General features: G+C 44.4%; 7 protein-coding genes. 3 read left to right on the forward strand and 4 right to left on the reverse strand.

What is annotated here, in order from left to right; translation table 11 throughout:
- The first annotated feature begins 81 nt into the window (after nt 1-81).
- Nucleotides 82-825, forward strand: coding sequence for a Crp/Fnr family transcriptional regulator (locus RGU72_RS03785; protein ID WP_322118448.1), 744 nt, complete (start codon nt 82-84; stop codon nt 823-825).
- 67 nt (nt 826-892) lie between these two features.
- On the opposite strand, the gene RGU72_RS03790 is transcribed toward RGU72_RS03785, so the two are convergent.
- From RGU72_RS03790 to RGU72_RS03805, 4 genes are all read right to left on the reverse strand, one after another.
- A complete protein-coding gene (locus tag RGU72_RS03790; RefSeq protein ID WP_322118449.1) occupies nt 893-1,066 on the reverse strand; it encodes a DUF1289 domain-containing protein in 174 nt (57 codons plus the stop codon).
- A 25-nt stretch (nt 1,067-1,091) separates the two neighbouring features.
- Nucleotides 1,092-2,411, reverse strand: coding sequence for a CDF family Co(II)/Ni(II) efflux transporter DmeF (gene dmeF / locus RGU72_RS03795; protein WP_322118450.1), 1,320 nt, complete (start codon nt 2,409-2,411; stop codon nt 1,092-1,094).
- Nucleotides 2,412-2,466: 55 nt separating this feature from the next.
- On the reverse strand, nt 2,467-2,742 hold the full coding sequence (locus RGU72_RS03800) for a metal/formaldehyde-sensitive transcriptional repressor (RefSeq protein ID WP_322118451.1): 276 nt from the start codon (nt 2,740-2,742) through the stop codon (nt 2,467-2,469).
- Nucleotides 2,743-3,240: 498 nt separating this feature from the next.
- Nucleotides 3,241-3,423, reverse strand: coding sequence for a CsbD family protein (locus tag RGU72_RS03805; protein WP_322118452.1), 183 nt, complete (start codon nt 3,421-3,423; stop codon nt 3,241-3,243).
- A gap of 499 nt (nt 3,424-3,922) precedes the next feature.
- On the opposite strand from RGU72_RS03805, the gene RGU72_RS03810 reads away from it, so the two are divergent.
- A complete protein-coding gene (locus RGU72_RS03810; RefSeq protein WP_322118453.1) occupies nt 3,923-12,964 on the forward strand; it encodes a GH36-type glycosyl hydrolase domain-containing protein in 9,042 nt (3,013 codons plus the stop codon).
- A 705-nt stretch (nt 12,965-13,669) separates the two neighbouring features.
- Nucleotides 13,670-14,731 carry an OmpA family protein gene (locus RGU72_RS03815; protein WP_322118454.1) on the forward strand — a complete coding sequence of 354 codons (1,062 nt, stop codon included), beginning with the start codon at nt 13,670-13,672 and terminating at the stop codon, nt 14,729-14,731.
- Nucleotides 14,732-14,837 lie beyond the last annotated feature (106 nt).

The following is a 14,837-nucleotide window of genomic DNA, read 5'->3' on the forward strand; positions in this document are numbered from 1 at the left end:
TACATACGGTGTCAGATGGCTTAGGTATTCTCTAAAACATACTCCGACCGTAAATTGTCGAATACTAATGAGGAATACTTGATGAAGTTTTATACTCCTCTGGCCAATCGTTTGCTCGCTGGTTTATCCAGCGACGAACAAGAGCACTTAGGTAAGCATTGCGATGTCGTTCATCTGGAATATGGCCAGGTATTATTTGAGCCTGGGCAGCAGATTGAGGACATTTATTTTCCAGAGGATTGTCTCATTTCTCTTCTCGGCGTATTAAATATGCGAACGAGTCTTGAGGTAGGATTGGTCGGTAATGAGGGTGTCGTTGGGATGTCACCGAATTTGATTGCACCCGCAACTCACGACAACGCACTTAACGCTGAAAATAGAGTAGTAGCATTCAGAGTGCAAGCCAGAGCGATTGTCCAGAAAGCTGGCAGAGCGATCAAAATTTCTTCTGAAAATCTGATTGTAGAGTGTAAAAAAAATCCTCAGTTGCAATTAATTTTATTTAACTACGTTAACCGGTTTTTAGCACAGACAACCCAAATTGCCGTCTGTAGCACATTTCACATGTTGGAAGCTCGGCTGGCACGATCTCTGTTGACGACCAGAGATCATTTACAGTCGCTAGAATTTCATTTAACCCATGAGTTTATTGCTCATTCACTCGGTGTAAGACGGGTCGGTGTCACCAAAGCGGCTAGTGCGCTGCAACGACGAAATTTAATCGGTTATAGCAGAGGACAAATAAAAATCCTTGATGAGGCAGGCTTAGCATCGGTGTCTTGTGAGTGCTATCAGATCATCAAGGATATTAATAACATGCATTGAGATTAATCCAGACTAATTAAGATTGATTTAAATCATTGGTTAATTTTTTTAAGATATTTGATCTATCTTATTTTTGTAATTTAACTTCGCGTTTTGGACGATCTTGCAATATCTGATGGCGTCGATTGTCTTTCATTTTTTTCCAATCTTTACATTCTTCGCGTGTCCTCAGGCACGCGATGCAATATCCTGTTTTACCATCAAACTTACAGACCTCAATACAAGGTGATTTGGCACTCATTGGGTATATTTTCTATGGTCGGTTTTCAAATTGCTATTGGACCAATAAGCGCTTCTGGATGGACTTCAACCGTAATATGTGACAGCCCTTTTACCCGCTTTAATTCGGTATGATAAAAAGCTGGATTACGCTGTGCGACTTTAGTGACGACTGATACTACTGCACCAAAGTGCCCGGGACCAAGACGCCATACATGTAGATCGACTAATTTATCACCAGCATTTTCTACCGCGATGCGCACTTTATTTGCCAGCGCATCACTTGGGCTAACATCCATCAAAATCGCGCCAGTATCGCGGATCAGGCCATAAGACCAGTTGGCGATGACAAGAGCGCCGATAATACCTGCCAATGGGTCCATCCATAACCAGCCATATATTTTCGCTAAAACTAAGCCGATGATAGCCAGTACAGATACGGCAGCGTCCGCAATCACGTGGACGTAAGCGGCTCGCATATTATGGTCGCGCGTATCGATACCATGATCGTCATGTTCCGCATGTCCATGTTCATCACCATGCGCATGCTCTTCAAACGTAGCACTGTGTTCACTATCAGGTAGTGCGAGAAGTATTTTAAATTCGTGCGGCTCGGGAATCGCCATCGTTGATTCAAGATAATCAGATTTTTTTACAAACCCAAAAACTTGACGTGTGCCATCAGAGCGGATCGTCGTCACTGTTACATCTTGCGCTAATAATGTGACTTTTAAATCGTTCAAGGCGATACGAAATACCGGTGGGACTCCATCTTCAAAAATTGAGAGCGCAATAACACCAGCGGAGGTCTTAATCTGTTGAACTTCTTCTGCATGATCGTGACTATCTTCGTGTTTTTCATGGTGTTTGTGGTCATGATTATGGCCATGAGAGTGCCCGTGGTGATCGCCACTTAACAACCATGCACTGACAATATTCACTAATAAGCCTACGACTGCGATGGGAATTGCTTCATCAAAATGAATTGGCACTGGCGACAATAGACGAGCAATCGCTTCATATCCAATCAATAACGCAATCATCGCTAAGATAATCGCGCTGGTAAAACCTGCCAGATCACCTAACTTGCCGGTACCAAAGACAAAGCGTGGATTGTTCGCATGTTTGCGGGCATAGGTATAAGCAAGCGCCGCAATTAACATCGCACCTGCATGGGTTGACATGTGCATGCCATCGGCTACCAGCGCCAAAGAACCAAATAGGCTACCACCGATGATCTCTGCAATCATCATGGCGCTACAAAGCACAATCACTGCCCAGGTTTTACGACCATTTTTGTCGTGACTTTCACCTAAAAAAACATGGTCATGACCAAGCGAAAAGGGCGTTTCGTACAAACTGCTCATAGCGTTACCTTTAATAATTATTTCAACTAATTTTTAATAATCTCTAAGCTTCAGTCTACTTAAAATAGCTGTGAATGATTTCTACCAACTGTTCTTTGCCGTCACTCTCTTCTCCATCATGTGGCTCAGCATCGACCAGATGAGTGCGGATGTGATCTTCCAGTACAACGGCAAGCAAGCCGTTCATCGCGCCTCTGCAACTCGTGAGCTGCTGCAGTACGGTGATACAGCTACTTTCTTCAAGCAAAGTACGCTCAATCGCATCGATTTGTCCACGGATACGGCGTACACGGTTAAGAAGCTTCTGTTTATTGCGGACAGTATGACCCATGTCTGATCTCTAAATATAGGGTAGGGGACTATATTATAGTTTTAAGAAAGCCTTAAGTCAGAAGAATTTATTTGGAGTAAAAAATGAAGAGGAAGTGAGCGAAGATGTCTCATGTGGAAGACAAAAAAACACAGAAATAGTTTGATGTCCTTATATTTTTACACTGGGTTTTACTTTGTCTCAGCGTTATTCTCTATGTTACCAATATATATACTGGTAGTGTGTATATTTATATTGTCCATAAATTATATGGCCTATCGTTGATATTTATTATAAATAGAGGGGAGTATATGTAGCTGATCAATATTAAGTAGATGTCGACTTCATCTTTCTGATCTAATTACTTATATGTTTTTGCAGGGAGTTGTATACGTGGATTTATATGCAGTTTCTCGATAAAACCAGACGAAAAAAATTAAGGGGCATCGATCATTCAATCAATGCCCCCTCCAACGTAACTTGGCTTCTTAGCTTATTACGTCACTCGTTTTACCCAAATTACTTTTTGAGTGAATCTTTAATTGCTTCTTTGGCGTCGCCAACACTTTTCTCAACTTTGCCTTCGACTTGCTTCAACAAACCTTTAGCTTGCTGTTCTTTATTGCCGACTAATTTACCAGCATTTTCTTGAGCGATACCAGTAATTTCTTTTGCTGCGCCTTTGACTTGGTCTTTATTCATGATTGTTTCTCCTTTAAATAATGGACGATTCCACCAATTTACTTCGCAATGAATTGAATAACTGATGAGGCAGCTTGTTAGCGGAACGCTAGTTGCGGTCTGTACTGAATACTGCTAAAGCTGTCTCAAATCCAGTAGTTACAGATTAAAGAGTGTTGATTAAATGATCTGTACGATAGCGCACGTTTGCCTCAAAAACCTCCTCAAGCTTTGCTCTTATTAAAGCGCACCGCTGAAATATTTAAGGATATTTCTGCACATCAATTTATGTAACTCATTTTGATCAAGATAGTTTCTATGTACGTTGGCGTACCGAGTTTTTTAAAGTTAAAGCCTATAAGAAAGTAATAGCTATTTGTAATTTATTTACTTATGCCTTGCATTAACTTTGCACTAATTTTGCACTCACTCATGGTCAATTCTGCATAACTTACCTGTCCGGATTTTAAGTATCTGGACACCTTAAGTGCACGAACCATCATCGTAAAGCCCGACTCCCATGTTAAAAAAAATTACTGCCCTCAGATTTAATTCAGACGATGAGAGCGCATTGCCGCCATTAAAGTCAGAGTTGTTTAGTGCCGCTCAGATGGAACATCATGGTGGCGTACTGGCAAAATCCCACAAAGTACATCATGACAAAAAGCCCGATCAGCTTTTATCTCGTCTGGCTGATAATGAAGAAGCACTGATCAGTGCTTGTGCCGCACTGACTTCCGCATTAAAAGATAATCGTCAAATTACGCCTGCGGCTGAATGGTTACTGGATAATTTTTATTTGATTGAAGAGCAGATTCGTACGGCAAAGCAGCATCTCCCCAAAGGGTATAGCAAAGAGTTACCGCGCTTGATTAAAGGTACGTATAGCAATCGCCCAAGGGTATATGACATTGCGCTAGAGACTATTTCACATGGTGACGGCAGGGTTGATCCTGAAGGCTTAAGTCGATTTGTCGCCGCTTATCAACAAGTGACCGTGCTCAAATTAGGTGAGCTATGGGCTATTCCTATCATGCTGCGCTTAGCGTTGATTGAAAATTTACGTCGTGTAGCGACTCGTATTGCATCTAGTCGCGTCGATAGAAATTTAGCCGATAGCTGGGCCGATCAGATGATCGAGGCGGCAGAAAAAGATCCGAGTAAATTAATTTTATTAGTCGCCGATATGGCGCGTTCGGAGCCAACCTTAGACAGCGCTTTTGTGGCCGAAGTAGCGCGCCGTTTGCAAGGTCAAAGCCCTGCGTTAACGCTGCCTTTGACTTGGATATCGCAACGCTTAGCGGAATCCGGTACCACGATAGAGCATCTGGTCCAGGTAGAAAGCCAACGGCAGGCGGCGGATCAAGTATCGATCAGTAATAGCATTTGCAGTTTGCGTTTTTTAGGGACGATGGACTGGCGTGAGTTTGTAGAAACTATGAGTCATGTTGAGTATGTGCTCAGTCTTGACCATGCAGACATCTACAATAAGATGGATTTTTCTACCCGCGATTCTTACCGGCACGTGATAGAAGATCTTGCAAAACACTCTGTATTGACAGAGGTTGAAGTCGCACAGCAAGCTTTGTTGTTATCTGAGTTGGCCGCCAAACTTAGTGGTGATGAGGCTAGTCTTGATATCCGCACTGCGCATATCGGTTATTACTTGATTGGGAATGGCTTACCCGCGCTAGAAAAGCGCATTAATGTCCGGTATGGTGTATTCAGGAATCTGGCCCAAAAGAGTAAAAAAATTCCCCTACGCCTTTATCTAGGCTCCATCGCTTTACTCACTACCATTTTCACCTCTGTTCTACTGACTCATTCTTACGGCGATGGTGTTCGTGACTATATGCTTGCATTGCTGGGGGTGATTGTGGTTATTGCCAGCAGTCAATTGGCGATTGCTTTAATCAATTGGCTGGTCACCGTATTAGCAACGCCACAGGCTTTGCCGCGGATGGACTTTTCTAAGTGCATTCCATCGTCGGCGCGTACTCTAGTAGTTGTACCGACGATGTTGTTTCATGTTCAGAATATTGAGAGTTTATGCGAGGCTTTAGAGGTGCGTTACCTCGCTAACCGGGATGATAATCTGAGGTTTTGTTTATTGACGGATTTGCCAGATGCACAGACTGAAACAACGCCGGCCGATGATGCTTTGGTGGAGCAAGCCGTAGCATTAATTACTGAGTTGAACGAGCGCTACACTAAAAATACGGGCTCGAATAAAACAAGTCCATTTTTATTATTACATAGAGCACGTCGCTGGAATCCTCAAGAACAAATGTGGATGGGATATGAGCGAAAACGCGGCAAGTTATCTAACTTAAATGCGTTTTTACGCAATGGTTCTTGCGACATATTAACTGGCGAAGGATGTGAGCAACGCAATACATTGTTTGAGAGAATTGTCGGTGATGTATTCGCTCTGAGCAGCGTTAAGTACGTCATTACCTTAGATTCAGATACGCAATTACCACGGGACTCAGCGCGCCAGTTTATTGCAACGATGGCGCATCCGCTGAACCATGCACATTACGACGAAGTCAAACAGCGTGTGGTGGAGGGCTATGGCATATTGCAACCGCGTGTAGTAGCTAGTCTGCCTAGCGCCAACGCCTCAATTTATGAAAAATTATGTGGTGGAGAGGCCGGGATAGATCCTTATACGCGCTCGGTGTCCGACGTCTATCAGGATTTGTTCCAGGAGGGGTCGTTCATCGGTAAGGGTATTTATGATGTGGATGCGTTTGAGCAGGCATTGCACCAGCAATTGCCAGAAAATCGCATACTCAGTCATGATCTGCTAGAGGGCTGTTATGCCCGTGCAGGCTTAATCAGTGATCTTCAATTGCATGAGGAATATCCTTCACGTTATAGCGCAGATGTCAGTCGTCGTCACAGATGGATTCGTGGCGACTGGCAACTGATATCCTGGCTCATGCCTAAAGTACCTGTTGTATTAAGTAGTCCTGATGGTTTGGGTGCTGCATCAACTTCTAAAAAATCGTCCGCTGCTCAAAGTGAATCTATCGCTGATCAAAATACGAAGTTTGAAGCTGGCTCCTCAACTGCGCCAATCAAAACAAGTAATAGCATCCGCAAACCAAATCCGCTGTCTACCTTGTCACGTTGGAAAATTTTAGATAATTTACGACGTAGTTTGACGTCGTCTGTCTTGCTAATGCTATTGGTGCTGGGTTGGATTAAATTACCATCGCCGTGGCTATGGAGTATTTCTGTTCTTGCCGTTTTATTTTTGCCGTCGTTGGCTGCATCCGTACTGGAGTTACTACGAAAGCCGCGTGAAGTACTAATCCGTCAGCATCTGGTTGCCAGCTTCCGGTCTATGGAGCAACACACGACGAATGCGCTACTAAATCTCGCCTTCCTTCCTTACGAAGCTTTTTATAGTTTGGATGCGATATTCAGAACGGTATGGCGAAAATGGATTTCACATCGCCGTTTGCTGGAGTGGAATCCCTCTAGCGAATCAAATCAAAAAGCCGGTACAACGCTGTTTGCATCACTACGCACTATGTGGAGCGCACCCGTATTTGCCATTCTGGTTTTAGTGTCCATTGTTAGCTTACGTCCAGGTTCTTTATCCTTAGCATTGCCATTTTTATTGTTGTGGATGATTTCACCTGTAATTGCCTGGCGTATAAGTTTGCCTATTCCTGAGCGGCGCTCTGTTTTAGAGGCGAATCAGCTGGTATTTTTACATCGTCTGTCACGTAAAACCTGGTCGTTTTTTGAAACCTATGTAGGTCCAGAGGACAACTGGTTACCACCCGATAATCTGCAAGAACACCCGGTTGCCGTGGTCGCTCACCGGACCTCGCCCACCAATATTGGATTGGCGCTACTGGCAAATTTTTCTGCCTATGATTTTGCGTATATCGATATGGGGCAACTGCTGATCCGTACTGAAAATACGATGCGCAGTATGGGGCAGTTAGAACGTTATCAAGGCCACTTCTATAACTGGTATGACACACTAAGTCTAAAGCCTTTAAATCCTGTCTATGTATCAACCGTCGATAGCGGCAACCTGGCGGGACACCTGTTGACAATGCGTGCTGGGTTATTATTGCTGCCAGATCAAAGTATTTTGTTACCAACCATATTTACCGGATTGGGTCATACATTTAGTGTGTTACTTGACCTGACAAAGCAAAATATAACAGATGCTATTTTTAGCACCAATACTATTGCAGCCGTTGTTAGCGATGGCATGCTTGAGTTTAAAAAACAACTAGCTATGACATCAGCGACGCCACCAGTCACTTTATCTGAAGCTAATGAGCTGCTAACCATATTTTCTACTAAGGCCAGCGATTTAACTACCGCGATCGCATCTGACGCCAGCATCAATAATGATAAAAAGGCCGAGATGCTCTGGTGGGTAAATGCGTTAATAAAGCAATCTCATGAGGCGCAGCAGGATTTATTATTTTTAGCACCTTGGCTCGCGTTGTCCAATGTAGGAAGTTTGATTCAAGATTTGCCCGAATTAAATAGCCTTTTAAGTCTGAGTGATTTGGCAAGACTAGACGCAAAAATGCGGGCACAAATACAGACATTGGTCGGCAGCGTAGGGGACTCTCCATCAGCGTTAGTGTCGGATCTGCAAACGCGTTGGAAAAATCTGATGGACTTCGTAGCAGAAGGTAGCCGGCGTGCAAATGAGCGCATGGGCACAATTACACGCTTGGCTTTGCAGGCGACAGAGTTTGCGCGTATGGAGTATGAATTTTTATATGACGCAGCTACCCATCTGTTAGCGATTGGTTATAACGTTACGGAGCGTCGGCGCGATACTGGGTCTTATGATCTGTTAGCATCAGAAGCAAGATTGTGCAGTTTTGTCGCTATCGCACAAGGCCAGTTACCGCAAGAAACCTGGTTTGCGTTGGGACGCCAGTTAACGATTGCCGGTGGCGAACCGATTCTCTTGTCGTGGAGCGGATCGATGTTTGAGTATTTGATGCCGCTGTTGGTGATGCCAAATTATCAGAATACTTTACTCGATCAAACGTATAAATCAGTCGTTGAGCGACAAATTGAATATGGTGCGCAGCGCGTTGTCCCTTGGGGGATTTCTGAATCGGGCTATCACGCTTTTGATGCCAGTCTTAATTATCAATATCGTGCGTTTGGTGTACCTGGTCTGGGATTGAAGCGGGGTCTGGGAGATGACCTTGTGGTTGCGCCTTATGCTTCTGCAATGGCGCTGATGGTCGCGCCAAATCAGGCCTGCACTAATCTACAGCGATTAGTGGACGAGGGCGCTGAAGGACGTTTCGGTATGTTTGAGGCGATCGATTACACGCCGTCCCGTCTGCCACGCGGACAAACGCAGGCACTGATACGGTCGTATATGGCACATCATCAAGGCATGAGTTTGCTATCGCTTGCATATGTGTTGCTGGATAGGCCGATGCAAAAACGTTTTGAATCTGATCCTCTGTTTCAGGCAACGCTGTTATTGCTAAAAGAGCGGATTCCAAAACCGAGTAGTCACTATTCAAACACCACAGAACTGGCGGATATCCGCTCTACTGCCAGCGAGCAGCAGATGCCTATGCGCATCATCAACCGAGTCGATACACGTTTGCCTGAAATTCAATTATTGTCCAACGGCAGATATAACGTCATGGTGACCAATACTGGCGGCAGCTATAGTCGCTGGCGCGATTTGGCGATTACACGCTGGCGTGAAGATACTACCTGCGATAACTGGGGTATGTTCTGCTATGTGCGCGATCTGTCTGACTCTAGTTATTGGTCCACTTCATATCACCCGACTTTAAAATCACCTAAAACCTATGAAGTGATTTTTTCAGAAGGTCGGGCAGAAATTCGGCGTCACGATAATGGCTTTGATATGCATACCGAAATCGTCGTGTCGCCGGAGGATGATATCGAATTGCGTCGCACCCGTATTACCAACCGGACCCGGTTCACAAAAACAATTGACCTGACCAGTTATGCAGAAGTGGTGTTGGCACCTGCTGCCGCAGATACGATGCACCCTGCTTTTAGTAATCTGTTTGTGCAAACAGAAATCCTGTCACAACATCAGGCTATTTTATGTGTCCGTCGTCCGCGCTCTGAGAATGACTTTACCCCGACCATGTTCCATCAGATGGTGGTGCATGGCGCGACTAGTGACGCGGTCTCTTACGAGTCAGATCGCATGGCATTTATCGGGCGCGGCAATACCGTAGCAGCGCCTGTTGCAATGACGACAAAAACGTTATCTGGCAGCCGGGGATCAGTCCTTGATCCTATTGTCGCGATCCGTCATCAGATCACCTTAGCGCCAGAACAAACTGCGATTATTGATATTGTGACCGGCGTTGCAGAGACGCGTGATGCGGTGCTCGGTATGATTGAAAAATATCAAGATATGCATTTGGCTGACCGTGTATTTGAATTAGCCTGGACCCATAGCCAAGTGGTATTGCGCCAGCTTAACGCCAGCGAAGCTGATGCTCAATTGTATGAGCGTTTGGCTAGTTCAATTATTTATCCGAATGCTTTGTTGCGTGCCGACGCCAGTATTTTGGTAAAAAACCGCCGTGGTCAATCTGGTCTTTGGAGTTATGCAATCTCCGGCGATTTACCTATTGTTTTAGTGCATATTAGTGATGCAGAAAATATTGAATTAGTACGTCAGATGGTGCAGGCCCATGCCTATTGGCGTATGAAGGGTTTAGCCGTCGATTTGGTAATTTGGAATGAAGACCGTGCTGGTTATCGTCAAATATTACAAGAGCAAATCATGGGCTTAGTTGCGTCAGGTATTGAGGCACATGCGATGGAGCGTCCGGGCGGTATTTTTGTACGTCTTGCTGATCAAATACCTAATGATGACAGGATCTTATTGCAATCTGTTGCACGCGCTATTTTGTCTGATAGTCGTGGCACCTTGGCAGAACAAATCAACCGACGTGGACAAGTGGAAGTCCGTCCGCCACAGCTGATAACGACCAGACAGTTGTCAGCACCTTTGCCCGCATCATTTGCGGCAAATTCCGCAATCTCAACATCCTCATCGTCAAGTTCTAATCAGATGTTTGTTTCAGACCGACTGAATGATACGACTGACTTAATTTTGCCGAATGGTTTAGGTGGATTTAGCAAAGACGGTCGCGAATATATTATCCGTACCAATGAATCCAATCTGACTCCTGCACCGTGGGTGAACGTGTTAGCTAATCCACATTTTGGAACCGTGATTTCAGAGAGTGGTCAGTCTTATACCTGGGGTGAGAACGCCCATGAGTTCAGACTGACCCCTTGGTCTAATGATCCAGTTTCTGACAATGGAGGTGAAGCATTTTATTTGCGCGATGAAGATAGCGGACACTTCTGGTCGCCAAGCTCCTTGCCGTGCCGCGGTCAAGGAGACTATGTTACGCGCCATGGTTTTGGCTATAGCGTGTTTGAACATACCGAGGCAGGTATTACCTCCGAATTATCGGTCTTTGTTGCACCGGATGATGCGGTTAAATTTTCGGTACTTAAAATACGCAATGACACCGGTGAGACAAGACGTTTATCCGCTACCGGTTATGTGGAATGGGTCTTGGGCGATGTGCGTCAAAAATCCGTCATGCATATCGTGACTGAGGCCGATCCTGCCACAGGCGCTATATTTGCTCGGAACTTTTATAACTCTGAATTTTGTGATCGCACGAGTTTCTTTTACGTCGATGCGATGAAATTGACGATGAGTGGCGACCGGACAGAATTTATTGGTCGCAACGGCAGTCTGCAAAATCCTGCTGCAATGAGCCGATCCCGGTTGTCAGGAAAATTAGGTGCCGGGCTTGATCCTTGCGCCGCGATACAGGTGCCATTTGAATTAGGTGATGGTGAGCAGCACGAGATTATTTTTATACTAGGTGTTGCCGGACAACGTAGCGCGGATGTCAGCAATTTAATACAACGCTTCCGCAGTAAATTAGCGGCGCAGGAAACACTCACCAAAGTCAAAAATTATTGGCAAGATACTCTAGGCGCAGTGCAAGTAGAGACACCAGATATTGCCCTCAATATGCTGACCAACGGATGGTTGATGTATCAGACCATCGCTTGTCGCTTGTGGGCGCGGAGCGGTTTCTATCAATCCGGCGGCGCTTTTGGTTACCGCGATCAGTTACAAGATGTAATGGCGATTATGCATACCCGTCCGGAACTGGCTCGTGAACATATCCTGGTTTGCGCCGCGCATCAGTTTATTGAGGGCGACGTACAGCATTGGTGGCATCCGCCCATGAACCGCGGGGTACGCACTCATTGCTCTGATGATTATTTGTGGCTACCGCTAGCGACTTGCCGCTATCTGACAACTACTCATGATCATCGGATATTAGATGAGTCGGTTACTTTTATTGAAGGTCGTCAGTTGAATGCGGATGAAGATTCTTATTACGACTTGCCCGGACAATCTAATCAATCGTCTTCTTTGTATGACCATTGTGTCCGCTCGATCTTGCATGGTCTGCGCTTTGGAGTACATGGATTGCCGCTGATAGGTTCATGTGATTGGAATGATGGCATGGATAAAGTCGGTGCCGGAGGCAAGGGAGAAAGTGTCTGGTTAGGATTTTTCTTATACGAAGTCTTGATGCAATTTTCAGTGATTGCACAGCAACGAGGTGATCAAAGTTTTTCTTACCGATGCCAGCTAGAAGCTAAAAAAATACAAACTAATATTGAGCAGCACGCTTGGGACGGCGCTTGGTATCGCCGTGCTTATTTTGATGATGGCACGTCTTTAGGTTCTGCCAGCAACGCTGAGTGCAAGATTGATTCAATCTCACAAAGCTGGTCTATTTTGTCGGAAGCCGGCGACCCTGTTCATGCCAATACTGCTATGCAGGCAGTCAACCAATATTTGGTTCGTCGTGACCATGCTTTAGTCCAATTGCTCGATCCACCATTTGATAAATCTGATCAAAATCCCGGCTATATCCGGGGGTATGTCCCGGGTGTGCGTGAAAACGGCGGGCAATATACTCATGCCGCAATCTGGACGGCGATGGCATTCGCCAAACTAGGTGACAGCGAAAAAGCTTGGGAACTAATGACCATGATTAATCCAATCAATCACTCGCTCACTCCCGCCGCAGTTGCCACTTATAAAGTAGAACCCTACGTGATCGCAGCTGATGTCTACGCAGTATCACCACATATCGGACGGGGCGGTTGGACATGGTATACCGGATCATCTGGCTGGATGTACCGCTTTATCATCGAGTCATTATTAGGTTTGACACTCGATGGAGAAAAACTATATTGCGTACCTTGTATGCCTGTCGATTGGATTACATTTAAATTACGCTATCGATACAAACAAACCAGCTACCAGATCACCGTGACACAAAAATTTGCTGGCGAAGTTAGTAAAGGAATTTCAGTGGATGGTGTTACGCAAGACTCCCCATTTATACCGTTGATCAATGATCAGCAAGAGCATACTGTCGAGATTATGTTAGTCAACCTGAAACCGCTTGTGCTGGCTGATGGCAGTATTAAAGCTTAAGTGGATGACTCCGGTAAAGCAATACACAAAGCACTACAGTAAGTAGAGAAAATGTCCGATACTTAATGCGTAGAAGATGCATGAAATAATGCATTTTATACGTCATTGTGCTCAACATTCTTAGGGTTTTTAATCTAATGGTTATATACTGGTAATGAGTATTTACTAGTCATCCATTATTTATGTGGTCATTGGAGTATGTTTAATAAAATAAATGGGGAGTATAGGTAAAACGACTAACAGTTAGGAATCAGTTTAATTTATTCTATAAAAAGAGAACTGTCGATTGATTTGATTGCTCATGTGCAGGTTTTTTCTATCGCGAACGATATATAACAATCAAAATTGTTCAGAATATTCCTCAGTAAATTCAGTGTCAGCCTTAAATTTTTTAGCGGCCGGACAGGACTAATTCCCTTTTAAATTCCTCACAACTACCTTGGTTAGATCAGCATGCACCACCTCATGTGCATGCTGTAGTTGTGTACTTTTTTAAAAAATTTACTTTTTTAATTTCTATGTTGGTTAGCGCACAGAAGCCATATGTACAACTCCGTAAGCTCCGTTCTCATGCGTTGCCGTGAGATCGTCTCTAGTTCTTTGTAGGAAGAATTTTTAAATCTCTCCGTCATCAATATTTTTAATATTAGTTTCAATTTGTTTTCTAATTCATTTTTATTTCTAACTTTCTACTCAGGGTCTTATATGCATAAATTTAATAAAATCGCGCTCGCTGTTAGCTTATTGTGCGGAGTAGTATCCAGCAGCATGGCACAACGCGCGCCAGAAAATTATGACTACAATCCATCTTGGTATGTCGCACCTAGTTTGGGCGTATTGGATGCAGATACGCACTATGGCGTGACGGGACATGGCGAAGCCGCTGCAATTCGTTTCGGTAAAGCGTTCTCCCAGGATTGGGATTTGCAATTCGGTACCAGCTATGGTCGTCAGCGCACAAACGGAACACGCTACCAGCAAAATACATTAGGCGCAGATGCTTTATATATGTTTTCTCGTAAGAGCTTTCGCCCGTTTGTGTTAATCGGCGGCGGCGTTGAGTATGACAAAGTAAATATCAATGCGCAGGCACTTCAAAGAGATGCAAATTCTGCTTATTTAAATGCTGGCGTTGGTTTTCAGTATGGATTCTCAGACCAGTGGGCAATGCAAGCTGACTTGCGCCGGGTACATGGTTTTGTACATGGTAACGACTTTAACTTTAGTAACTCAAACAATAATTATTTGAACGTTGGTCTGGTCTATACCTTCGACAAACCTGTGCAACGTGTTGCTCGTGTAGAACCCGCGCCAGTGGCCGCACCATTGGTCATTACAGAGACAATGCCCCAACCACCAGCGCCACCAGCTCCACCACCAGTTCGCTTTGAAAAAGTCACATTGTCAGCGACGGAGTTATTTGGTTTTGACAGCGCTAAACTAGGTATGCCACAACAAAAATTAGATGAAATCGCTAACGTACTGAATAACAATACGCAAATCAATGATGTAGTCATCAGTGGATACACTGATCGTATTGGTACGACTAAATACAACATGAAATTGTCACAGCGTCGTGCCGAGGTCGTCAAAGCGTATTTGATCGATAAGGGTGTTGCTGCTACACGTTTAACGGCGCAAGGTAAAGGCGAAACAAATCCAGTCGTACAGTGTACTGAAAAGAATAAGGCCGCTTTAATTACTTGCCTGGAACCAAATCGCCGGGTAGAAGTAGAACAAATTACTGTTGAGCGTCGCGTTCAATAATATTTTGAGTATGTGAGTAAAAATAGATGGTAAGAATATAGCTAAATTATTTCTTACAAAAAAATGGCTAGAACAGATAATTGTTCTAGCCATTTTCTTTTTAACA

Source organism: Undibacterium sp. 5I1, assembly GCF_034314085.1.
Taxonomy (GTDB): domain Bacteria; phylum Pseudomonadota; class Gammaproteobacteria; order Burkholderiales; family Burkholderiaceae_D; genus Undibacterium.